Genomic DNA, 23583 nt, shown 5'->3' on the forward strand with positions numbered 1-23583 from the left:
CCCGACATTTGCGGGCAAAAAGCGACATGCGGGGAAAACGAAGTCGTCGTTGATGCACTTCGCCGGCGGGCCAGCGTCAGGGAAGGCGCCAGATCTCGACCATCACACTCATGCCCTGACGCGGGTCGATCCGGTCCGGCACACGGACGGCGCGGCTTTGCTCAAGAATAGCGGCGGGCTGCGGTGGAGCGCCCGCCTCGGCATCCTCTGTTACGCGCAACTGAACGACACGCGCGGCGGGAACAAGCGCAGGGCCAAGCGGCGGCGGGCGCTTGACCGGCCAGTCAGGCTCCAGCAGCACAAGGCTGCCCATCAGCCAACCGGCACCGGTCAGCCGTTCGATCCCCGGATCGGCGGTTTCGGCGAGAATGGCCGAAATCTCAGCGCGCAGCGGCGTAAAATCATAGCTCAGCCGCGAGGGCTTCAACCCGAAGACCACGAAGATCCCGATCGTCACCGCGACGCCGACAACCCCTACCGCCACGGCAATCACCCGGCCCGCGCGGCGGGGCCCGGCCTCAAGCGCCCAAAGCATCAACCCGAGCGCGCCGGGCATCGCCAGCGGGATGAGCCATCGCGGCGTGACGCGCGTTGCATCCGCCACCCCCATGATGACGGCGATGAGTGCGCAACCGAAGACCGACATCGCCAGCAGCAGCTTACGCAGCCAAACCGCCTCGTCTTCGGTCGTCGGGCGCGGCGCAGTCCCGCGCGGCCACAGCCGCGCCAGAAGTGCGACCAGAGCCGCCAGGATCAGGGCAAGCACATAGCCCTGCACGGTTTCCGCCACACCGCCCAGGAATGGCAGGTCGAGCACCGCGCGCTCGGACCGCCGGATCTTCGACGCGGACGCAAAGGCGATATCGGGATGCCGCGCTATCCACAGTATCGGCCCGGCAAGGATCGCCAGCGCAGCGGCAACGGCGGCGCCAACGCGGCCCCAGGACAAGGCCGCCCAACCCCGCGGCGGCGGCAATACCCAGAGCGCCAGCGCCGCCGAGAAGGGCAATATCCAGAAGTTGTATTTCGATAGCCCGCCAAACCCGATGACGATCCCCAGCACGATCCAATCGCGCCAGCGCCCGTAACGAACGACACCAAACAACGCAAAAAGGAAGGCCGAGGTCGAAAGGATCAGTGCGACCGAATGCGACAGGGTGCGCTGTGCCTCCCACGCGATTTCGGGCAGAAGGATCAGCCCCACCGTGGCGATGGCCGCGCGCCCCGCAGGGACGAACCGCGCAAGCGCCAGATAGGCAAGCATATATCCCAGCCACAGGCAGGCGTTCTTGGCAATCGCCAGCGCCGCAATATTCACACCGATCAGCTTGAAGGTCAGGAGTTGCAGCCAGTTGAATAGCGGCAACTGGGGCCCGTAGCCCCAGTGAAACTCCTGCGCGCGCATGACAAGTTCGGCCTCGTCAAGTTGCAGGCCCGTGCCAATCCAGATCCGCAGCGTAACCTGCAGCGCGAAATAGGCTGCAAGGACAAGCGCCAGGGTCAAACTCTCTTGGCGCATGTCCTTGGTCCTTCGCGTCAGATCATCCCGGGTACCACCAGATCCGGCGGACGGTGGCCGTCCGCGAAGGTCTTGATGTTCACGATCACCTTCTCGCCCATCTCGGCGCGGCCTTCAACCGTGGCCGAACCCATGTGCGGCAGCAGCACGACATTGGGCAGCGTGCGCAGGTCGGGGTTCATCTCGGAGCCATGCTCGAACACATCAAGGCCCGCCCCGGCGATCTCGCCCGCCTTCAGGCCGCGCACCAGCGCGTTTTCGTCGATGACCTCGCCACGCGAGGTGTTCACCACCACCGCCGTGGGCTTGAGCATCTTCAGACGCCGCGCGTTGAGCAGGTGGAAGGTCGAGGGCGTATGCGGGCAGTTGACCGAGATCACGTCCATCCGGGCAACCATCTGATCGATGCTGTCCCAGTAGGTTGCCTCCAGCTCCTCCTCAATCTCGGGGCGCAGGCGGCGGCGGTTGTGATAGTGGATCTGCATCCCGAAAGCCTTGGCGCGGCGGGCAACGGCCTGACCGATTCGCCCCATCCCCAGGATACCAAGACGCTTGCCGCCGATGCGCCCGCCCAGGAAGGCGGTGGGCGACCAGCCAGCCCATTCGCCGGCCTGCATTACGGCCAGCCCCTCGGGGATGCGGCGGGTCACGCCCAGCATCAGCGCCATCACCATATCGGCGGTGTCTTCGGTCACCACGCCGGGCGTGTTGGACACCAGAACCCCGCGCTGGCGCGCCGAGGCGACGTCGATATGGTCCACGCCCGCTCCAAAGTTGGCGATCAGGCGCAGCCGTTCTCCGGCGCGCGCAAGCATGTTGGCATCAATATGATCGGTCAGCGTCGGCACGAGAACATCCGCGCGGGTCATCGCCTCGACCAGCTCTTCGCGGGCCATCGGCGTGTCGTCCTCACGCAGCTCGACATCGAACAACTCTTTCATCCGGGTCTCGACGACCTCGGGCAACCGTCGCGTCACGACAACACTCAGCCGCGGTGCGGGCATGGTTGGGCTCCTCTCTCTTCCAAACGCCTGTGCTTGGGTGCAAAGTGACCTCCAACGGGGCGAGACACAAGGCCTCGAGAGAGCAGAAATGGCGTTTTTTATCGTGTTAGCGCAATTTTCTTGCGCGGGCGATTTTTCAGGACGCCTGACGGCGTGCTTTTTGGGCGGAACGGAAATGCAGGCGATCTGGAGAAGAAGCTTTTACGGCTTGGTGTTGGTTTCCCTGATGACGACCGGGCCGGTCGCAGCGCAGGAAGAGGACGAAACGCCCCCTGACGCGCTGGCCGTGGCACAGGCTGTCGCGAACCAGAACGGACGCGGTCCGGTGACCAACCTGCCGGTTCCGCGCTTCGTCTCGCTGAAAAGCTCCGAGGGCAACGCCCGGCGCGGCCCCTCGCTTGGCCACCGCATCGACTGGGTCTTCACCCATGAAGGGATGCCGCTGCGCGTTACCGCCGAATTCAGCAACTGGCGCCGCGTCGAAGATCGCGATGGCGCGGGCGGCTGGATCCACTATTCGCTGCTGTCGGGCGTGCGCTCTGTCATCGTCGAGGAAGATCAGACCAACCTGCACGCCCGCCCCGACGAGAAATCTGCGGTCGTGGCGCGGGCCGAGGCAGGCGCCATCGCGCGGCTTGGCGACTGCAATCGCAACTGGTGCGAGATCAGCGCCGAGAATGCCGATGGCTGGGTGCCCAAGACCGCGATTTGGGGGGTTGCCCCGGATGAGTTGCGCGACTAACCGAACCGCAGACCTCAGGCGGAGCCGGGACTGCCCCGGATACAGACAATGTCCTATAACGACGCTCAGACACGGCTGAACCTGTCCGCGGGGCTTGCCTCGGTCTCGGTGGCGGTTGTTCTGGTGGGCATGAAGCTCTGGGCGCTTTGGGCAACGGGGGCACTGTCGATCGCCGCTTCGCTGGCCGATTCCGCGATGGATCTGCTGATCTCGGGCGCGGGCCTGGGGGCGATCATCTATGCCGCGCGGCCGGCCGATGACGATCACGCCTTCGGCCATTCCTCTGTCGAAGATCTGGCCTCGCTTGGGCAGGCGCTGTTCGTCAGCGTCTCGGCTATCGCCATTGCCATTGCGGCGGGCGGGCGGCTGCTTTCACAAGAGCCACAGGCGCTGGCGGCCGAAGGGGCGGGCATCCTGGTCATGGCGCTGTCCGCGACGCTGACGCTGGGGCTGGTCGCCTGGCAGGCCCGCGTGGCGCGCAAGACCGGAAACAAGGTCGTTGCCGCCGACATGCTGCATTACGTGGGCGATCTGCTGCCCACGATCGGCGCGATCCTGGCGCTGTGGCTGTCGTCGCGCTTCGGTTGGGCGAAGGTGGACAGCATTGTCGCGCTGATCGCAGCGGCAATCATGCTGCGCGGCGCCGGGCAGATCGGCGTTTCCGCCTGGCACGCCCTGATGGACCGCGCCGCCCCGCAAGAGATCATCGACCGTATCGCCGGGATCGCCCGGACCTGGCCGGGCGTGATGGGCTTTCATGACCTCAAGACCCGCACCGCAGGCGCCAAGATTTTCGTGCAACTGCATATCGAACTCGATGGCGCGCAGTCGCTTGATGCCGCGCATGAGATCGCCGCCAGCCTCAAGCGCACGATCATCGAGGCCTATCCGCAGGCCGAGGTCATCATCCACAAGGACGTCTGGCGCGGCTAGACGGGGGCCGAAGCCCCCGACACTCAGGCCGGTTCCAGCAGGCCACGGCCCTTCAGCAGCGCCTCGACCCCCGGCATCTTGCCGCGAAACTCCAGATACAGCTCATCCGCCGGGCGCGAGCCGCCCGCCGACAGGATGAACTGCTCAAGCCGGTCGGCGGTAACCGGGTCGAACACGTCGCCTGCTTCCTCGAAGGCCGCGAAGGCGTCGGCATCCATCACCTCGGACCACATGTAGCTGTAATAGCCCGCCGAGTAGCCGTCACCCGAGAAGACATGGGCGAAATGCGGCGTGGCATGACGCATGCGGATCGCCTTGGGCAGGCCGATCGCGGCCAGAACCTCGTCCTGTTTGGCCATCGGATCGGTGGGCGCCGGGCCGTCGTGGAACTCCAGATCGACCAGCGCCGAGGCCACGTATTCCACCGTCGCAAAGCCCTGATCGTAGGTCGAGGCCGCCAGCAGCTTGTCGAGCAGCGCCTTCGGCATCGGCTCGCCGGTCTTCCAGTGCCGCGCGTGCTTTTCGAGAACGGCGGGAACCTCAAGCCAATGCTCATACAGCTGGCTCGGCAGTTCGACGAAATCGCGCGCAACCGAGGTGCCCGAGATGAGCTGATAGGTCACATCCGACAGCATCTGGTGCAGCGCATGGCCAAACTCGTGGAACAGCGTGCGCGCATCATCGTAGCTGAGCAGCGCGGGCGCGCCCTTGGTGAAATTGCACACGTTGACGACGATGGGCGCGGTCTCTCCGCCCAGCTTCTTCTGGCTGCGCATGGCCGAACACCAGGCCCCCGAACGCTTCGAGGCCCGCGCGAAGTAGTCGCCCAGGAAGACCGCGACATGCTTGCCCTTGCGGGTGACCTCCCAGCCGCGCACATCGGGGTGGTAGAACGGCCCGTCGATCTCGCGGAACTCCAGCCCAAAGAGGCGGCTTGCCGTGTCGAAGGCCGCGCCGATCATCGCATCGAGCGACAGATAGGGCTTGAGCGCGGCCTCGTCGAAATCATGTTCGGCCACGCGGCGCTTTTCGGAATAATAGCGCCAGTCCCAGGCCTCCAGATCGCCGTTGATCCCATCGGCATGCATCATCGCGGTCAGCGTGGCGGCATCGGCCTCGGCCTTGGCCTTGGCGGGCGTCCAGACCCGCATCAGCAGATCGCGCACCTGATCGGGCGTCTTCGCCATCTCGGTATCGAGCTTGAATGCGGCGAAATTCGCGAAGCCCAGAAGATGCGCGCGTTCCTCGCGCAGACGCAGGATCTCGGCGGCATTCTCACGGTTGTCGGTCTCGCCGCCGTTGGCGCCGCGCGCGACCCAGGCCTCATAGGCGATCTCGCGCAGATCGCGGCGGGGCGAGAATTGCAGGAAGGGCACGATCAGCGAGCGATTGAGCGTCAGCACCGGGCCATCCTGCCCCCGCTCTTGCCCGGCAGCATGGGCGGCGGCCACAACGAATTCGGGCAGGCCCTCAAGATCCGCTTCGCTGAGCGGGCGGAACCAGTCACGCTCATCGGCCAGAAGGTTCTGGCTGAAAGCGGTGGAGAGCACCGCAAGCCGCTCCTTGATCGCGGCCATGCGGTTGGCGGCTTCGCCATCCAGCGCGGCCCCGGCACGCACGAACATCTGGTGATACAGCTCCAGCACGCGAGCCTGCTCGGGCGCCAGCCCCAGCCCCTCGCGCCCCTGCCAGAGCGTGTCGATGCGCTCAAACAGCGCCCGGTTCATCGTTACTTCCGAGGAGAACGCCGCCATTTTCGGCGCCAGATCGCGCATCAGCGCCTCGCGCGCGGGCGTGCTGTCGGCCCCGGAGAGGTTGTAGAACACACCCGCGACCCGGTCGAGCAGCGCCTCGGCACCCTCCATCGCCTCGATCGTGTTGGCGAAACTGGGGGCCTCCGGGTTGTCCGAGATCGCGCGGATATTGGCGCGGGCCTCGGTCAGCGCGGCCTCGAAGGCGGGCGCAAAATCATCGTCTTGCAGCGCGCCGAAGGGCGGAAGCGAGAAAGGGCCGGTCCAGTCGGACAAAAGCGGATTGGTCATCGCAAGATCTCCTTTGGGCACAAGCTAGGGTGCCGTGCGGGGAATAGGAAGGGGGGGCCGCGCCGGGCCTAGTGCCGCGCGCCGCAAACTGCGCAATCCCCGCGCCGTTTCACACCGATCTGCCGGTTTTCACCCCAGAGCGCATCATAGATCATCAGCCGACCGCGCGCGCTGGCGCCCGCGCCGGCGATCTCCTTGATGGCCTCGGCGGCCATCATCGCGCCCACGACGCCCGGCAGCGCGCCGACCACCCCGGCTTCGGCGCAAGAGGGCGCAAGACCGGGCGCCGGGGCCTGCGGAAAGACGCAGGCATAGCACGGTGCGTCACGCGCCGGGTCATAGAGCGACAATTGCCCTTCCCATTGCGCAATCGCGCCCGAGATCAGCGGCTTGCCCGCCGCCACACAGGCCGCATTGACCAAATAGCGCGTGTCGAAATTATCCGTCCCGTCCAGCACAAGGTCATAGTCGGCGATCAGTTCAGCGGCGTCCCCTTCGCTCAGGCGGCGGTTATAGGGCCGCACCTCGATGAACGGGTTGAGCGCCTGCATCGCCGCCTGTGCGGAGAATACCTTGGGCTTGCCGATATCGGCGTCGCGATGGATCACCTGCCGCTGCAGGTTCGAGTTCGAAACCTCGTCATCATCGACCACGCCAATCGTGCCCACCCCCGCCGCAGCAAGGTAGAGCAGCACCGGCGAGCCAAGCCCCCCTGCCCCGACAACCAGAACCTTGGCATTGCGCAGCTTCTTCTGTCCGGGGCCGCCGATCTCGCGCAGCATGATGTGGCGCGCGTAGCGGTCAAGCTCGGCCTCGGCGAAGCTGCTCTTGGGAGTGGTGGTCTCGGGTGCAATGGGACGGGCGCGGGCCTTCAGCCGCCGCAAGCCCCAGGCATAGGCCAGCACCACTGCGGCCACTCCGCCAAGCCCAAGCCAGGCGGCCAGGCTGCCACCTACGGCCATGCGCAACGGATGCCCGCCCGGCAGCGCCAGATACGCAAGCGTAAAGGCGCCCCAGAGGATACCCAGCATCAGCACGATCAGCCGCCCCGGCGCCCGCAGCACGAGCCCAAGCGCCACCACACCGACCAGAAGCCAAAGCCCGATCATATCTCAGCCCTTGCCGGTCGAGCCGAACCCGCCCTGCCCCCGCACGGTATCGCCAAGCGCCCCCACCACCTCGTAGCGGGCCTGAACGACCGGGGCGATGACGGCCTGCGCGATGCGCTCGCCATGCTGGACGACATAGGGCTCGGCCCCGAGGTTGATCAGCAGCACGCCAAGCGGGCCGCGATAATCACTGTCGATGGTGCCGGGCGTATTGGGCAGGCTGATGCCATGTTTGAAGGCAAGGCCAGAGCGCGGCCGGATCTGCATCTCAAACCCTTCGGGGATCTCGACGCGAAGGCCTGTCGGGATGATCGCGCGCTGCATCGGGTAAAGGGTGAATCCTGCCGCGCGATCCTCGGGCATCAGGTTGGCGCGAATATCGGCGCCGGCGGCGCCGTGGGTTTCATAGGAGGGCAGCGCGATCGCCAGATCGGCCCAATCCTCGTGCAATACCCGGATGATCGGTGCGCTCATGTCATTCCCCCTCGGTCAGGGCCGTGGCGATGCGCGTGGCAAGCTGGCGCGCGACTGCGTCCTTGCCCATGCGCGGCCAATGCTCGGCCCCCTGCGCATCGAGGATGATCACGGCGTTCTCGGTGCCGCCCATGATGCCGGTGGCGGGGCTGACGTCATTCGCCACGATCCAGTCGCAGCCCTTGCGGGCGCGCTTGGCGCTGGCATGGGCCTCGACGTCATGGGTCTCGGCGGCAAAGCCCACGACAAGGCGCGGACGCCCCTTTGCCATCTGCGAGACGGTGGCGAGAATGTCGGGATTCTCGGCGAATTCCAGCGCGGGGGCGCGGCCCGAGCCATCCTTCTTCATCTTCTGACCGGTGGCATTGGCCACGCGCCAGTCGGCCACGGCGGCGGCAAAGATTGCGGCCTCGGCGGGCAGCGCGGCTTGCACGGCCTCCAGCATCTCGCGCGCGGTCTCGACGCGCACCACCTGAACGCCGGGCGGAGGCGGCACGCTTGCCGGCCCCGTCACGAAGGTCACCCGCGCGCCCAGATCGCGCAGTGCCGCGGCAAGCGCCGTCCCCTGCGCCCCCGAGGAGCGGTTGGCGATATAGCGCACCGGGTCGATCGGCTCATGCGTTGGGCCCGAGGTCACCAGCACATGGCGCCCGCTCAGCGGCCCGTCCGACAGCAGCGCGCGGATCGCGCCGAGGATCTCGTCGGGCTCCGACATCCGCCCCTCACCGAACTCGCCACAGGCCATCTCGCCCGCGTTCGGCCCAACAAAACGGACGCCATCGGCGGCAAGCGTGGCGCGGTTGCGCTGCGTTGCGGGGTGTTCCCACATGCGCACATTCATCGCAGGCGCAATCAGCACCGGCTTGTCGGTGGCCATCAGCAGTGTCGAGGCAAGGTCATTCGCAAGCCCGCCCGCCATCTTGCCCATCAGATCTGCCGTCGCCGGGGCAACCACCACCAGATCGGCCGCGCGCGACAGCTGGATATGCCCCATCTCGGCCTCGGTCGTCAGGTCGAACAGATCGCTATGCACCGGGTTCCCGGCCAGCGCCGCAATCGAGAGGGGTGTTACGAACTCGCCCCCCGCGCGGGTCAGCACCGGCACGACCGAGGCACCCTCGGCCCGCAGGCTGCGGATCAGCTCGGGCACCTTGATGGCCGCGATACCGCCGCCGATGATCAGAAGAATTCGCTTGCCAGCCAGCATTCCCGCCTCCGCGCTTTGGGACAGGTTTAGGTCGCGGGGGCGCTCGGCGCAAGCGCCGCGCCTATTGCCGGAACGCAGCGCAGGGATCTTCGCGCGGCGCGGGCGGCGTCACGATCCACCAGTCATAGGGTTGATCGGGGGAAAGGCTCTCGCCCGGTTCGGCCTCAAGCTGGCCCAGGCTGCGCACGCGCACCCCCGGATTGGCCTGTGCGATCATCGCGGGAACGGCCCGGTCATTGCGCGCGTGCCCGGTGCCGGTGATCACCGCGACCGGCCCGCCGGTGGTCTTGAGCGCCCGCAGCGCGGTGCGCGCAAAGGCCCCGTCGCGCAGGCGCTGCGCCGCGACCATGCCAGGCAGCATCTCGGGGGGCAGCGCATCGCAATGATCGGCCTGCGCCTCGGACTCAAGCTGCGCCTGAAGTTCCGGCGCATAGGCCTGGTCCAGCCCATAGCGCGGCGCATCAGGACCGAAGACGCGATCAAGCGGTTCGGACATCGCCCGGCGGACCTCGTCTCGCGGGAGCGCGGCACCGATGATCAGCGCATCGGGCGCGGCGGCGAAAATCGGCGCGTAGAGGGCGAAATCGGGCCAACCCGCCTCCTCCCAGCCAAGCGCCTTGCCAAGTGCCACCGGGTCGGCGCGCAGATCGGGCGTGACACGCGCGGCCTGATCGGGGCTCAGCATCTCGAAGACCAGCGCGCGCGGGCGCAGCGCGGCGACCGCCGCCGCCTGATTGAGGTGATGGGCCGCGTTATCATGCACCTCGCCCAGGACCGCGATCTCGGGCGGATCGGCACTGAGGCGCGCGGGAAGATCGGCAGCCGCGATCTCCTCCGCCGAAGCGGGGGAGAGGGCCAGACAGGCGAACAGGGCAACAAGTTTCTTCATGCGAAGAAACTTGCGACTTCCTCACCATGGGTTTCAAGGCTTTTGCGCATCTTGCCAAAGGCCTGCGCCTCCAGCTGACGGACGCGTTCCTTGGACAAACCCAGTTCCTGCCCAAGGCTTTCAAGGGTGCGCGGCTCTTCGATCAGGCGGCGCTCTGTGACGATATACCGCTCCCGGTCGGTCAGGCGATCCATCGCCTCTCCCAGCCAGCCACGCATCAGCGCGCCATCGTGAGAATCGACCACATCGGCCTCGGGGCTGGCGGTTTCATCCTCCAGCGCATCGACCCATTCGCGGCCTTCCTCATCGCTCGACTGCGGCGTGTTGAGCGAGAAGTCGGCGCCGGCAAGCCGCCCCTCCATCATCTCGACATCTGCCAGCGGCACGCCGATCAGCTCGGCCACGCGCAGGCGCATCTGCGCGCCATCGAGCGAAACGCCCCCGGCATCTGCCTCGCGCTCGACCTGGGCCTGAACGCGGCGCAGGTTGAAAAACAGCGCCTTTTGCGACGAAGTCGAGCCCGTCCGCACCATCGACCAGTTGCGCATCACGAACTCCTGAATCGAGGCCTTGATCCACCACACCGCATAGGTCGAAAAACGCACCCCGCGATCGGGATCAAACTTGTCGGCAGCCTTCATCAGGCCAAGGCTCGCCTCCTGAATCAGATCGCTCATCGGGGCTCCGTAGCGGCGGAACTTGGAGGCCATCGAGATCGCCAGCCGCATATAGGCCATCACCAGGCGGTGCAGCGCGACTTCGTCGCGGTGATCGCGCCAGGCACGGGCCAGATTCGCCTCGGTCTCGGCGTCCAGATACTCCGCGCGCATCGCCTCGCGCGGCAGGCTTTCATCGGTCATTCCTTCGAGTGCCATGGCCAGTCTCCCGGGGTCTCCCAACCCACAATTGGCGTGCTCAGCGCTAACACTATGCGGAATGGTGGCGGGGTTGTCTTGCACTTTAGAATGATTCTCACAAAAAAATGTTCAGATGAAATGCAGGTTTCGGCCGCCGCACCTTGTTAACCTTTCATCAACCATGAGCCGGTAGCCCTGCTGGAAAGGGTTCCGGGGGCGGCACATGGTGGTCAAAACCTATACAGTCGCCTTCGAGGGCGTCGAAGCGCGGCTCGTCGAGGTGCAATGCGCGCTGGCGCCGGGGATGCCGGGTTTTGCCATCGTGGGCCTGCCCGACAAGGCGGTATCGGAGGCGCGCGAGCGGGTGCGCGCGGCGCTGGCCGCGCTGTCGATCGCGCTGCCGATGAAGAAGATCACGATCAATCTCTCGCCCGCCGACCTGCCCAAGGAGGGTTCGCATTTCGACCTGCCGCTGGCGCTGGCGGTGCTGGCAGCGACCGGCATCGTGCCGCCCGAAGAGGTCGAAACCGTCGTCTCGATTGGCGAGCTGTCGCTGGACGGCCGGCTGATCGCGGTCACCGGCGCGCTGCCAGCGGCGATGACCGCCGCCGCGCAGGATTGCGCCTTGATCTGCCCGAAGTCCTGCGGCGCCGAGGCCGCCTGGGTCGGCGCCGGGTCGGTGTTCGCGCCCTCCTCACTTGGCGAGGCGATCCGGCATTTGACGCAGGCCTCACCTTTGCCCCCCGCCACTCCGGGCGAAGTCGCCGCGGCAACGCAGCCCCGCGACCTACGCGACGTGAAGGGACAGGAACGCGCCAAGCGCGCGCTTGAGATTGCCGCCGCCGGGCGCCATCACCTGATGATGGTCGGCCCGCCCGGCGCGGGGAAGTCGATGCTGGCGGCGCGCCTGCCGGGGATCTTGCCGCCGCTCAGTCCCGCCGAGGCGCTGGAAACCTCGATGATCCATTCGCTTTCGGGGCTGCTGAGCGAGGGCGGCATTTCCCGCACCCGCCCCTATCGTGAGCCGCACCATACCGCCTCGATGGCTGCGATGATCGGCGGCGGGCGCGGCGCGCGGCCGGGCGAGGTGAGCCTAGCCCATAACGGCGTCCTTTTCATGGATGAGTTCCCCGAGTTTCCCCGCGCCGTACTGGAAACCCTGCGCCAGCCGATCGAGACGGGCGAGGTCGTCGTGGCCCGCGCCAACGCCCATATCCGCTACCCCTGCCGCTTCCTGCTGGTCGCTGCCGCGAACCCCTGCCGTTGCGGCTATCTGGGCGATGCGGCGCGGGCCTGTGCCAAGGCGCCGAACTGCGGCGCCGATTATCTGGGCCGGGTGTCGGGGCCACTGATGGACCGCTTCGATCTGCGCATCGAAGTGCCTGCGGTGTCGTTCACCGATCTCGATCTGCCCTCGGCGGGGGAAAGCTCGGCCAGCGTGGCCGAGCGCGTGGCCCGCGCGCGGGCGGTGCAGGCCGCGCGCTTTGCCGATGACCCCAAGCTGCGCGTGAATGCCGAGGCCGATGGCGCGATCCTTGAACAGATCGCCACCCCCGATGCCGAAGGGCGCGCGCTGCTGACCCGCGCGGCGGATCGCTTCGGGCTTTCGGCGCGCGCCTATCATCGCCTTTTGCGCACGGCGCGCACCATTGCCGATCTGGATGGATCGGAGGCGGTGCGCGCCCCGCATCTGGCCGAGGCGATCAGTTATCGCCTGTCGGCCACCTGATCAGGCGCGCTTGGCCTCGATCACCTGCCAGATCTTCTCGGCGATATTAACGCCGTCGAAGCGCTCCAGCTCCTGAATGCCGGTGGGCGAGGTCACGTTGATCTCGGTCAGCCATTCGCCGATCACGTCGATACCGACGAAGATCTGCCCCTTCTCGCGCAGGATCGGGCCGATGGCGGCGCAGATCTCAAGGTCGCGCTCGGTCAGGCCCACCTTCTCGGGGCGCCCGCCGACATGCATGTTTGAGCGCGTCTCGCCCTCGGCCGGCACACGGTTGATCGCGCCCACCGGCTCGCCGTTAACAAGGATGATGCGCTTGTCGCCTTTGACCACGGCGGGCACGTATTTCTGCGCGATCAGCGGCTCGCGGTTGATGCCGGTGAACAGCTCATGCAGCGACGCGAGGTTGCGGTCGTTCGGGTCCAGCCGGAACACGCCCGCGCCACCATTGCCGTAAAGCGGCTTGAGGATGATGTCGCCATGCCTGTGCTTGAAATCACGGATCATTTGCAGATCGCGGGCGATCAGCGTGGGCGGCGTGAGCTCGGGGAAGTTCAGCACCAGCAACTTCTCGGGGTAGTTGCGCACCCAGAACGGGTCGTTCACGACCAGAGTCTTTGGGTGGATGCGTTCGAGAACATGGGTCGTGGTGATATAGCCCATGTCGAAGGGCGGGTCCTGACGCAGCCAGACCACGTCGAAGGTGGACAGATCGACCTCAGTCTCTTCGCCCAAAGTGAAGTGATCGCCCTGCACACGGCGCACGGTCAGCGGCCAGCCGCGCGCGTACACACCGCCTTCGCGATAGGTCAGCTTGTCGGGCGTGTAGTAGAACAGCGAGTGCCCGCGCGCCTGTGCCTCTTCGGCGATGCGGAAGGTGCTGTCGGCGTTGATATTGATGGGCCCGATCGGGTCCATCTGGATTGCAACTTTCAAGGCCATGTCCGCCCCCTTTCGTTGCCCCCTTGATGCCCTGAGGTTTCGCCCGATGCAATCCGCGCTCAGTCGGACTGCGCGGCATTCTCGATGATTGCGACGCGGCCCTGCGCGTCCACCAGCGCCAGATCGAAGCGGCTTTCCTCGGCCTGAATATGCCCAAGCGCCAGATATTCGTCGGCCGAGCGGAAAATCCGCGCGAGTTGGCGCGGCAGCAGATGCGTCGCCGCCACCGCATGTGTGCGCGAAAATTTGACCTCGACAAAGGCCAGTAGTGACCCGCGCAGTGCGATCAGATCGACCTCGCCGCCATATCGCCCGCGCCAGCGCCGTGCGACGATCTCGAAACCCGCCTCCTCGTAGTGGCGCGCCACCTGATCTTCGGCGGTGGCGCCCGCATGGTAGGATTGCGCGCCGCTCATTCCTCCCGGTCCAGCTTGAGCGCCGCCTGATAGACATCGCGCCGCGGCAGGCCAAGCGCCTCGGCGACCTCGCTGGCCGCGTCCTTCACGCTCATCCGGTCAAGGCGTTCGCGCAGCGCGGCCTCGATATCCTCGGGACCGGCCTGCGAGCCGCGCACCCGGTCCACCAGCACGACGATCTCGCCCTTCGGGGCATCGCCTGAAAACTGCTCGGCCAGATCGCCAAGGCTGTCGCGGCGGACCTCTTCGAAACGCTTGGTCAGCTCGCGGCACACCGCGCCCTGCCGATCGGGGCCGAATACCTCGACCATGTCGCGCAGCATGTCGCCGACGCGTTTGGGCGATTCATAAAACACGAGCGTCGCGGGGATCGCTGCGAATTCCTTGAGCCACTTGCGCCGCGCGCTGCCGGTATTGGGCGGGAAGCCTGCAAACAGGAAGCGGTCCGAGGGCAGCCCCGACACGGTCAGCGCCGCCAGCACCGCCGAAGGCCCCGGCGCGGCAAAGACGGGGTGCCCGGCCTCAATTGCGGCGCGGCCAAGCTGATAGCCGGGGTCCGCGACCAGCGGCGTGCCCGCCTCCGAGGCATAGGCAACCGTCTGCCCCTCTTCCAGCGCGCGCAGGATCCGCGGGCGCACCTGCGCGCCGTTGTGATCGTGGTAGGCGATCAGCGGGCGATGGTTCAGCGCGATGCCGTGGATCTCCATCAAATGGCGCAGGGTGCGCGTATCCTCGGCCGCGATCACATCGGCCGAGGCCAGAATATCGAGCGCCCGCAGCGTGATGTCGCGCGCCGTTCCGATGGGCGTGGCGAGGAAATAGAGACCCGGCGCAAGCGGTTTCGCGCCACGTCCCATCGTGCCGCCCGGCGGGGTTTCGCCGGTGCCGTGCAATTCGCTCATCGTTGCGCCTTTCGTATGCCGGGAAAGTTTACTTCACTTCGGGAAAAGCATAGGGTTCGCCGGTGTTTACCCCCTGCTCCCGGATCAGAGGACGATTTCATGTTCGCCATTTTACGCAATGCCCGCAACCCCTTGCTGCGAATCGGAGTGGTGCTGTCAGCCCTTTGGCTGGCCGCGTGCCAACCGGGCGGCGGCAACACCGGGCAGCGCATCGACACCTCGGCAACCGTCCCGGTAGCACTACTGGTTCCGGGTGGCTCGGGCCAGCCCGGAGATGAGACGCTGGCGCTTTCCCTGCAGCAGGCTGCGCAGCTGGCGATCGCCGATCTGCAGGGCGTCAAGCTTGACCTGCGCGTCTACAACACGGGCGCCAGCCCCGCACTGGCCGCGCAGATGGCCAACAAGGCGGTCGATGAGGGCGCCAAGATCATCCTTGGACCGGTCTTCGCCGAATCCGCCAATGCGGTGGGCCTTGCGGTCGCGAACCGCAGCGTGAACGTACTGTCCTTCTCGAACAACGCCGATATCGCGGGTGGTAACGTCTTCGTTCTCGGCCAGACCTTCCAGAATACCGCCAATCGGCTTGTCAGCTACGCTGCCTCGCATGGCAAACGGCGCATCCTGATCGTGAACGACCAGACGGCAGCGGGTGAGGTCGGCGCACGGGCAATCCAGAACGCGATCTCGCGCTCGGGGGCGACCTTTGCGGGCAAGGCGTCGTATTCATTCTCGCAGCAGGGCGTGGCCTCGGCCGTGCCGGGCATCGCCAGCCGCGTGAAGGCGGGCGATGTGGACGCGCTGTTCCTGACCGCCGATACCGCGGGTGCCCTGCCGATGCTGGCGCAATTGCTGCCCGATCAGGGCGTCAGCGCGCAGCAGACTACCTTCATCGGCCTGACCCGTTGGGATATCCCGAACGCGACGCTGTCGATTCCGGGCCTGCAAGGCGGCTGGTTCGCCATGCCCGATCCGGGCCCGAACCTGCAGTTCCAATCCCGTTACCAGGCGACCTATGGCTCTGCGCCGCATCCGATCGCGGGCCTTGCCTATGACGGCGTGGCGGCCATCGGCGCGCTGGTGCGTTCGGGTCGCCCCGATGCGCTGACCCGTTCGGGCCTGACGCAGGGCGCGGGGTTTGTCGGCGTGAACGGCATCTTCCGCCTGCTGCCCGATGGCACGAACGAACGCGCGCTTTCGGTGGTCGAAATCCGCAACGGCCAGACCGTTGTGATCGAGGGCGCCCCAAGATCCTTCGGCGGCGCCGGTCTCTGACCCGGCGCTGTCTTCTTAACAAAGCCCCGCAGCAGGACATGGCGAACACGTGAACGATACGAACTATTTCCCCCCGGCTCCGGCCGGGGCGCCCCTGCTCCTGAACGATGCGGAGCTAGCCGATCAGCTTGATGAGACTCTGGTTGATGCGCCGGACGAACGCGCGGTTCGCGCGGCTACCGTCCAGTTCCTGCAAAAGGCCCGCACCGAGGCGACGCACTGGATCGAGGAGGATTTTGCCACTCATCCCCGGACGGCGCGCGACACCATGCGCTACTACGCGCGCATGACGGACGGGCTGGTGAACGCCATCTTGCATGTCGCGACGACCCGCCTGCACCGACTGGGCAATCCAACCGATGCCGAGAAGCTGGCCGTGCTGGCTGTCGGGGGCTATGGCCGCGCCGAGATGGCCCCCGCCTCCGACGTCGATCTGCTGTTCCTGACGCCCTGGAAGATCACCCCCTGGGCCGAAAGCGTGATCGAGTCGATGCTCTACATGCTGTGGGATCTCAAGCTGAAGGTCGGCCACAGCTCGCGCACGATCGAGGATTGCGTCCGGCTGGGGCGCGAGGATTACACCATACGCACCGCGATGCTGGAACAGCGCTACCTCGGCGGCGACGCCGCGCTGGCAGAAGAGCTGACCGAGCGGCTGCGCGCAGATCTCTTCCGCGGCACGGGCGCCGAATTCACCGAGGCCAAGCTGGAGGAGCGCGATGCACGCCACCGCCGCCAGGGCGGCCAGCGCTACGTGCTTGAACCTAACGTGAAAGAGGGCAAGGGCGGGCTGCGCGACTTGCAGACGCTCTACTGGATCGCAAAGTATATCCACCATGTGAACCGCGCGGCGGACCTGGTGCCGCTTGGTGTCTTCACAGCCGACGAATACCAGCATTTCCGCGACGCCGAGGATTACCTCTGGGCGGTTCGCTGCCATCTGCACATGATCGCAGGGCGCGCGGCCGACCAGCTGACCTTCGACATGCAGGTCGAGGTGGCGCGCCGCATGGGCTATTCCGACACCGCCGGGCGCCGCGCGGTCGAGGTCTTCATGCAGGATTACTTCCGCCACGCCACCAAGGTGGGTGAAGTCACGCGCATCTTCCTGACCGCGCTCGAGGCGCAGCACGTCAAGCGCCCGCCGGTGCTCAAGCGGCTGTTCCGCCGTCGCCGCCCGCTCAAGGCGCCCTTCGTCGATGACAACGGGCGCATCAACGTGGCCGACAAGCGCGCCTTCCTGGCCGACCGGCTGAACCTGTTGCGCGTCTTCGAAGAGGGCCTGCGCACCGGGATGCTGATTCACCCCGACGCGATGCGTATCGTCAGCGCGAACCTGCATCTGATCGACGACGAGCTGCGCGAAAACCGCGAGGCGCAGCGCATTTTCCTCGATCTGCTGCTGAAACACGGCAACCCCGAGCGCGCGCTGCGGCGGATGAACGAACTCGGCGTGCTGTCGGCCTTCATCCCCGAGTTCGAACCGATCGTGGCGATGATGCAGTTCAACATGTACCACAGCTACACGGTGGACGAACACACGATCCAGGTGGTCTCAACTCTTGCGCAGATCGAGCGCGAGGAGTTGATCGAAGAACTGCCGCTCTCGTCGCATATCCTCAAGGAAGGGGTGAACCGCCGCGTCCTTTACGTCGCGCTTTTGCTGCATGACATCGGCAAGGGCCGGCCCGAGGATCACTCGATCCTTGGCGCGCAGATCGCGCGCCGCGTGGCGCCGCGCCTGGGGCTGAATGCCGAGGAATGCGAGACGGTCGAATGGCTGATCCGCCACCACCTGCTGATGTCCGACGTGGCGCAAAAGCGCGACCTGTCCGACCCGCGCACGATCCGCGACTTCGCCAAGATGGTGAAGACGCGCAAGCGGCTCGACCTGCTGACGGTACTGACCGTATGCGACATCCGCGGCGTCGGCCCGAACGTGTGGAACAACTGGAAGGCGACGCTGCTGCGCAGGCTCTACGCCGACTCGGCGCGCGCGCTTGAGCATGGCATGGAGGCCATCAACCGCGAGCAGCGCACCACCGACGCCAAACGCGCGCTGCGCGAGGCGTTGGCCGACTGGGAAGCCAAGGAGCTGCGCACCGAGACGGCGCGCCATTACGATCCCTACTGGCAGGGCCTCTCGACCGAGACGCATATGGCCTTCGCCACGCTGCTGCGCGAACTCGGTGACAACGAGATTCGCATCGACCTGCACCCCGACCCCGACCATGATGCGACGCGCGCGGCCTTCGCGCTGGCCGACCATCCGGGCATCTTCTCACGTCTCGCCGGGGCGCTGGCACTGGTGGGGGCGAACGTCGTGGATGCGCGCACCTATACCTCGAAGGACGGCTATGCCACGGCGGTCTTCTGGATCCAGGACTCCGAGGGGCACCCTTACGAGTCCACCCGCCTGCCGCGTCTGCGCCAGATGATCGACAAGACGCTCAAGGGCGAGGTCGTGGCGCGCGACGCGCTCAAGGATCGCGACAAGATCAAGAAGCGCGAGCGCGAATTCACCTTCCCGACCCATATCACTTTCGACAACGAGGGCTCGGATATCTACACCATCGTCGAGGTGGATACCCGCGACCGGCCCGGCCTGCTTTATGACCTGACGCGGGCGCTGGCGACCTCGAATATCTACATCGCCAGCGCAGTGATCGCGACCTATGGCGCGCAGGTGGTCGATACATTCTACGTCAAGGACATGTTCGGCCTGAAGCTGCACGCCAAGGGCAAGCAGGAGGCGCTTGAGAAGCGCCTGCGCGATGCGATCGTGTCGGGCGCCAAAAGGGCCGGAAACTGATGCAGCCCGTTCGCTTGGTGCGCGGTTTCCTGACGGTCGGCCTGTGGACCTTCGCAAGCCGCCTGCTGGGGTTCGCGCGCGACATGATGATGGCCGCCTATCTAGGCGCGGGCCCTGTGGCCGAGGCCTTCATGGTCGCCTTCTCGCTGCCCAACATGTTTCGCCGCTTCTTCGCCGAGGGGGCCTTCAACATGGCCTTCGTGCCGATGTTCGCCAAGCGGCTGGAGGCGGGCGACGATCCGCAGGGCTTTGCGCGCGACGCCTTCAAGGGGCTGTCTGCGGTGCTGGTGGTCTCTACCCTGATCGGAACCTTGGCGATGCCCTGGCTCGTCTGGGCGATGGCTGCGGGTTTTGCAGGCGATGCGCGCTTTGATCTGGCGGTGCTTTATGGCCAGATCGGGTTTTCCTACATCCTGTTCATCTCGCTCGTCGCGCTGCTCTCGGGTGTGCTAAACGCGTTCGGTCGTTTCACCGAGGCCTCGCTGGTGCCGGTGCTGATGAACCTGATGTTCATCGCCGCGATGTGGCTGGCTTCGGTCTTCGGCTGGGACATGGGCCTGACGCTTGCCTGGACGGTGCCGCTGACCGGGATCGCGCAGTTCAGCTGGACATGGTTCTCGGCGCATCGGCTGGGCTACACGCTGCTGCCTGGCCGCCCGCGCATGACGCCCGAACTCAAGCGCCTTTTGATCATCGCCGGGCCTGCGGTGCTGGCGGGCGGGGTTGTGCAGATCAACCTGCTGGTCGGGCGGCAGGTGGCCTCGTTCACCGAAGGGGCCGTGGCCTGGCTGAGCTATGCCGACCGGCTTTACCAACTGCCGCTTGGGGTCGTGGGCATCGCCATCGGCACGGTGCTGCTGCCCACCCTGTCGCGGCAGCTGCGCGCGGGCGATGATGCCGCCGGGCGCGAGAGCTTTTCGCGCGGGGCCGAGTTCGCGCTGTTCCTGACCCTGCCCGCCGCGGTCGCGCTGGTGGTGATCGCCGAGCCGCTGATCTCGGTGCTCTATGATCGCGGGGTCTGGACCGATCAGGACACCTGGGCGACCTCGGTCGCGCTGGCGGCCTATGGGCTGGGCCTGCCCGCTTTTGTGCTGCAAAAAGTGGTGCAGCCGCTGTTCTATGCCCGCGAGGATACGCGGCGGCCGTTCTATTACGCCGTTGCCTCGATGATCGTGAACGCGGGCTTTGCCGTGGGGATGATGCCCGTGATGGGCTTCATGGCCGCCGCGCTGGCCACCACGGTTTCCGGTTGGGTCATGCTGGCCCAACTGTGGTGGGGCGCGCGCAGCATGGGCGAGGCCGCCCGTCCCGATGCGCGTTTCTGGGCGCGGCTGTGGCGCATCGCGCTCGCCTCGGCGCTGATGGGCGTAACGCTGTGGCTGGCGGCGCAGGGGCTTGCGCCGATGCTGGCCAAGGGCGGTGCGCGCTGGTTGGCGCTGGCGCTGCTCTGCGGCGCGGGGATTGTCGTGTACTTCGGCGCAGGCGCGCTGCTTGGCGCCTACAGCCCTGGCGATCTCAAGCGAAACCTGCGGCGGCGGCGCGGCTGATCAGCGCCGCCGGATGATCGCGAGCGTGTGGCGCCAGCCGCCCGGCGCAACGACAAAGCTCAGCCCGAAGCCTGCCACGAAGCCCGCCAGATCGGCGACCCAGTCTGGGCGCCCGCCGAAGATCAAACCGAAGATCAGCTGGATCGCCATCAGCATGCCGATCAGCGAAAACGCCCGCGCCCGGTTCGAGTTGGTCTGCCCCAGACGCAGCCAGAGGATCCAGGTGAAGGCGCCGATCAGCCCGTAGGCGCCGGGATAGGCCCCGTAGATCGCGACATCGGCGAAGGGCATCATCGCATAGACCAGCGCCCCGAAGATCACCGATCCCAGAAACACCGTCGCCACCGCGAGGCCCGAGAAGACCTCACCCACCATCTTGCCAAGCGCGAGGATGAACACGAGCGCCATGAGCGCATGGGTGACCGTGCCATGTACGAAGGCATAGCTGGCCACGCGGATCAGGTGATGCGGCGGGTAGACCCCCTGCTCGACCATGGCGCGCGCGATGCCCGGATCGAAGGCGAAGCGTTGCAGCGCATCCATGCGCCATCCCGCCGCCAATGGGCCCAACACGCCGGATTGGCCTAGGCCAAAGGCCAGCTCGCCCAGTATGATTGGCGCGGCAAGCAGCCAGACCACCGGCGGCAGCGGGTTTATGGGATGTTCGTCGTAACCTTCGCGCATTGGCCTGCTCCGTTTCGACGGGGTCCGGTTGACGCCCCGCGCGCTTTAGCGATAAGCCCTCGGCAAGAGTTTTTCCAGCCTGCCCGCAGGAGCCGTCCATGACCGACCAGCCCGCCGATCTCAACGCCAAGTTCCAAAAGCGCATTTTCTCGGGCATCCAGCCCTCGGGGAACCTGACGCTCGGCAACTACCTCGGCGCGCTCAAGCGCTTCGTGCAAAAGCAGGACGAGGGGATCGAGACGATCTACTGCCTCGTCGATCTGCACGCGATCACCGTCTGGCAGGACCCCGAGGCGCTGCGTCGCCAGACCCGCGAGGCGGCGGCTGCCTTCATCGCGGCGGGGATCGACCCGGCGCGCTCGATCCTGTTCAACCAGAGCCAGGTCTCCGCCCATGCCGAAATGGGGTGGCTGTTGAACTGCGTGGCGCGGATGGGCTGGATGAACCGCATGACGCAGTGGAAGGACAAGGCCGGCAAGAACGCCGAGAAGCAATCGCTCGGCCTCTTCGCTTACCCCACGCTGATGGCCGCCGACATCTTGCTGTATCACGCGACCATGGTGCCCGTGGGCGAGGACCAAAAGCAGCACGTGGAGCTGACCCGCGACATCGCGGCCAAGTTCAACCATGACTACAAGGTCGATTTCTTCCCCTCGCCCGCGCCGCTGATCGAGGGCGCCGCAACCCGCGTCATGAGCCTGCGCGACGGCTCGAAGAAGATGTCGAAATCCGACCCGTCGGACGCGAGCCGCATCAACATGACCGACGACGCCGACACGATCGCCAAGAAGTTCCGCAAGGCCGTGACCGATCCCGAGCCCCTGCCCGAGACGCTGGAAGGGCTGGAAGGCCGCGCCGAGGCGCGCAACCTCGTCAACGTCTATGCGGCGCTGGCCGATATCTCGCCCGAGCAGGTGATCGCCGAGTTCGGCGGCAAGGGCTTTGGCACCTTCAAGCCCGCGCTGGCCGATCTGGCGGTGTCGAAGCTGGAGCCGATCTCGACCGAGATGAGCCGCCTGATGGCGGACCCGGCCGAGATCGACCGTATCCTGGGTGTGGGCGCCGAGAAGGCCGATGCAATCGCGCAGCCGATCCTGGCCAAGACGCTCGATATCATGGGGATGATCCGCTCGCGGTGAGGGTAGCGGCGGGGGTTTTGCACCCCCGCGCCCCCGCAAGGTATTTTCACCAAGAAGAAGTGGCGGCCTTGGCCTCGGCGCGCGGATAGAGGCGGGCCATTGTCAGGCCGCGCGTCGCGTTGAGCACCATGAGCGCGGCCCAGAGGCCGTGGTTGCCGAATGCGGGCAGCAGGATTGCCAGCGCGGCGACATAGACCGCCACCGATGCAAGCATGGCGTTGCGCATCTCGCGCGTCAGCGTGGCGCCGATGAAGATCCCGTCGAACATCCAGCTTGCGATGCCGATGAGCGGCGCGACGGCCAGCCAAGGCAGGTACTGCCGGGCGGTCTCGCGCACTTCGGGTGCCGTCGTCATCGTGTCGATGATCGCGGGGCCGGCGAGCAGGAAGACCAGCCCCAGAAGTGCCGCGCCGCCCACGCCCCATTGCGAGCTGACCACCGCCGCGCGGCGCAGGCGCGTGGGAGAGCGCGCGCCGACCGCCTGCCCCACAAGGCTTTCGGCGGCGAAGGCAAAGCCATCGAGCGCATAGGCGGTGATCCCGAGGAATTGCAGCAGAACCTGATTGGCGGCGAGTTTCGCATCCCCCTGCCCCGCGCCGAGGAACAGGAAGGCGGTGAAGGAGCCTTGCAGCAGAACCGAGCGGATCATGATGTCGGTATTGACCCGCGCCATTTGAGTCAGGCGAGCACGGTCGAATATCGCCCCGGCGCGCCACAGGCCGCCCGCGAAGGCCTCACGCGCGAGCCAGAGCGCCAGCAGCACGCCCGACCATTCCGCAATCAACGTCGCCGCGGCCACGCCTTTCACGCCCAACCCGAGCCCCAGCACGAACCACAGATCCAGCGCCACGTTCAGCCCGTTCATCCAGAGCTGGAGCACCAGCACCGCGCGGGTGCGTTCGAGCGCGATCAGCCAGCCGGTAAAGGCGTAGAGAGAGATGGTCGCGGGGGCGCCCCAGATCCGCAGACCGAGGTAGTCGCGGGCGAGCTGTTCGACCTCGGGGCTGGCGGGGGCGATTTGGAAGGCGAGCGAGAAGAGCGGATATTGCAGCACGATCAGCGCAAGACCCGCGAGGACCGCGATGATCAGCGCGCGCATCAGGCCCGCCGAGACCTCGCCACGGTCGCCCTCACCCGCCGATTGGGCGACAAGGCCCGTTGTACCCATGCGCAGGAAGCCGAAGATCCAGTAGAGCGAGGCGAGGATCACCGCACCGATACCCACGGCGCCAATCGGGGCCGCCTGCCCCAATTGCCCGACCACACCGGTATCCACCGCCCCAAGGATCGGGACGGTCGCGTTCGACAGCACGATCGGCGCTGCGATATTGAAAACGCGCCGATGCGTGATCTCGGCCATGCAA

20 protein-coding genes are annotated in these 23583 nt (G+C 66.5%); 7 read left to right on the forward strand and 13 right to left on the reverse strand.

Annotated features, from left to right (window positions below):
• Positions 1–76: 76 nt before the first annotated feature.
• On the reverse strand, positions 77–1519 hold the full coding sequence (locus N3C64_RS04655) for a glycosyltransferase family 39 protein (protein ID WP_260012354.1): 1443 nt from the start codon (positions 1517–1519) through the stop codon (positions 77–79).
• Between the two features lie 17 nt (positions 1520–1536).
• Positions 1537–2523: a 2-hydroxyacid dehydrogenase gene (locus tag N3C64_RS04660; protein WP_218628630.1), complete on the reverse strand. Its 987-nt coding sequence runs from the start codon at positions 2521–2523 to the stop codon at positions 1537–1539.
• 226 nt (positions 2524–2749) lie between these two features.
• Between N3C64_RS04660 and N3C64_RS04665 the strand changes: the two genes are divergently transcribed.
• Together N3C64_RS04665 and N3C64_RS04670 are read left to right on the forward strand one after the other, a co-directional pair.
• Positions 2750–3265: an SH3 domain-containing protein gene (locus N3C64_RS04665; RefSeq protein ID WP_260012355.1), complete on the forward strand. Its 516-nt coding sequence runs from the start codon at positions 2750–2752 to the stop codon at positions 3263–3265.
• A gap of 48 nt (positions 3266–3313) precedes the next feature.
• Positions 3314–4198, forward strand: a complete 885-nt coding sequence (locus N3C64_RS04670) for a cation diffusion facilitator family transporter (protein WP_218628632.1) — start codon at positions 3314–3316, stop codon at positions 4196–4198.
• Positions 4199–4221: 23 nt separating this feature from the next.
• On the opposite strand, the gene N3C64_RS04675 is transcribed toward N3C64_RS04670, so the two are convergent.
• From N3C64_RS04675 to N3C64_RS04700, 6 genes are all read right to left on the reverse strand, one after another.
• Positions 4222–6240 carry a M3 family metallopeptidase gene (locus N3C64_RS04675; protein WP_260012356.1) on the reverse strand — a complete coding sequence of 673 codons (2019 nt, stop codon included), beginning with the start codon at positions 6238–6240 and terminating at the stop codon, positions 4222–4224.
• A gap of 68 nt (positions 6241–6308) precedes the next feature.
• Positions 6309–7349: a HesA/MoeB/ThiF family protein gene (locus N3C64_RS04680; RefSeq protein WP_260012358.1), complete on the reverse strand. Its 1041-nt coding sequence runs from the start codon at positions 7347–7349 to the stop codon at positions 6309–6311.
• A gap of 3 nt (positions 7350–7352) precedes the next feature.
• Positions 7353–7823, reverse strand: coding sequence for a dUTP diphosphatase (dut, locus tag N3C64_RS04685; RefSeq protein ID WP_260012360.1), 471 nt, complete (start codon positions 7821–7823; stop codon positions 7353–7355).
• Position 7824: 1 nt separating this feature from the next.
• Positions 7825–9030 (reverse strand): bifunctional phosphopantothenoylcysteine decarboxylase/phosphopantothenate--cysteine ligase CoaBC, encoded by a 1206-nt coding sequence (gene coaBC / locus N3C64_RS04690; protein WP_260012363.1) that lies wholly within the window; start codon positions 9028–9030, stop codon positions 7825–7827.
• Between the two features lie 61 nt (positions 9031–9091).
• Positions 9092–9919 (reverse strand): ChaN family lipoprotein, encoded by an 828-nt coding sequence (locus tag N3C64_RS04695; protein WP_260012365.1) that lies wholly within the window; start codon positions 9917–9919, stop codon positions 9092–9094.
• Positions 9916–10794 (reverse strand): RNA polymerase factor sigma-32, encoded by an 879-nt coding sequence (locus N3C64_RS04700; RefSeq protein ID WP_260012368.1) that lies wholly within the window; start codon positions 10792–10794, stop codon positions 9916–9918. The genes N3C64_RS04695 and N3C64_RS04700 overlap by 4 nt, the downstream gene beginning before the upstream one ends.
• Before the next feature lie 205 nt (positions 10795–10999).
• On the opposite strand from N3C64_RS04700, the gene N3C64_RS04705 reads away from it, so the two are divergent.
• Positions 11000–12505 carry a YifB family Mg chelatase-like AAA ATPase gene (locus N3C64_RS04705; RefSeq protein ID WP_260012370.1) on the forward strand — a complete coding sequence of 502 codons (1506 nt, stop codon included), beginning with the start codon at positions 11000–11002 and terminating at the stop codon, positions 12503–12505.
• Here N3C64_RS04705 and gshB read toward each other — a convergent pair whose 3' ends face one another.
• Genes gshB through rsmI form a run of 3 tightly spaced genes read right to left on the reverse strand, consistent with a single transcriptional unit; the run spans position 12506 to position 14720 of the window.
• Complete coding sequence (gene gshB, locus N3C64_RS04710; RefSeq protein ID WP_260012371.1) at positions 12506–13447, reverse strand: glutathione synthase; 942 nt, start codon at positions 13445–13447, stop codon at positions 12506–12508.
• Between the two features lie 59 nt (positions 13448–13506).
• Entirely contained in the window at positions 13507–13863 is a 357-nt protein-coding gene (locus N3C64_RS04715; protein WP_260012372.1) for a YraN family protein, read from the reverse strand.
• Positions 13860–14720, reverse strand: a complete 861-nt coding sequence (rsmI, locus tag N3C64_RS04720; RefSeq protein WP_260013084.1) for a 16S rRNA (cytidine(1402)-2'-O)-methyltransferase — start codon at positions 14718–14720, stop codon at positions 13860–13862. The genes N3C64_RS04715 and rsmI overlap by 4 nt, the downstream gene beginning before the upstream one ends.
• Before the next feature lie 144 nt (positions 14721–14864).
• Between rsmI and N3C64_RS04725 the strand changes: the two genes are divergently transcribed.
• The 3 genes from N3C64_RS04725 to murJ all read left to right on the forward strand — a co-directional run bounded on the left by N3C64_RS04725 (position 14865) and on the right by murJ (position 20396).
• Complete coding sequence (locus tag N3C64_RS04725; RefSeq protein WP_260012373.1) at positions 14865–16037, forward strand: penicillin-binding protein activator; 1173 nt, start codon at positions 14865–14867, stop codon at positions 16035–16037.
• A gap of 100 nt (positions 16038–16137) precedes the next feature.
• Positions 16138–18849 carry a [protein-PII] uridylyltransferase gene (locus tag N3C64_RS04730; RefSeq protein ID WP_236021030.1) on the forward strand — a complete coding sequence of 904 codons (2712 nt, stop codon included), beginning with the start codon at positions 16138–16140 and terminating at the stop codon, positions 18847–18849.
• Positions 18849–20396, forward strand: coding sequence for a murein biosynthesis integral membrane protein MurJ (murJ, locus tag N3C64_RS04735; protein ID WP_260012379.1), 1548 nt, complete (start codon positions 18849–18851; stop codon positions 20394–20396). Before N3C64_RS04730 ends, murJ begins: the two co-directional genes overlap by 1 nt.
• Here the strand turns inward: murJ and N3C64_RS04740 are convergent, their stop codons facing one another.
• Complete coding sequence (locus tag N3C64_RS04740) at positions 20397–21080, reverse strand: rhomboid family intramembrane serine protease (RefSeq protein ID WP_260012383.1); 684 nt, start codon at positions 21078–21080, stop codon at positions 20397–20399.
• A gap of 98 nt (positions 21081–21178) precedes the next feature.
• Here N3C64_RS04740 and trpS point away from each other — a divergent pair, with 98 nt between their 5' ends.
• On the forward strand, positions 21179–22219 hold the full coding sequence (gene trpS, locus N3C64_RS04745) for a tryptophan--tRNA ligase (protein WP_218628645.1): 1041 nt from the start codon (positions 21179–21181) through the stop codon (positions 22217–22219).
• A 46-nt stretch (positions 22220–22265) separates the two neighbouring features.
• Here the strand turns inward: trpS and N3C64_RS04750 are convergent, their stop codons facing one another.
• Positions 22266–23579: an MATE family efflux transporter gene (locus tag N3C64_RS04750; RefSeq protein ID WP_260012386.1), complete on the reverse strand. Its 1314-nt coding sequence runs from the start codon at positions 23577–23579 to the stop codon at positions 22266–22268.
• Positions 23580–23583: the final 4 nt, after the last annotated feature.

The sequence above is a fragment of the Sedimentimonas flavescens genome (assembly GCF_025154035.1).
In the GTDB taxonomy this organism is placed as follows: Bacteria; Pseudomonadota; Alphaproteobacteria; order Rhodobacterales; family Rhodobacteraceae; genus Rhodobacter; species Rhodobacter flavescens.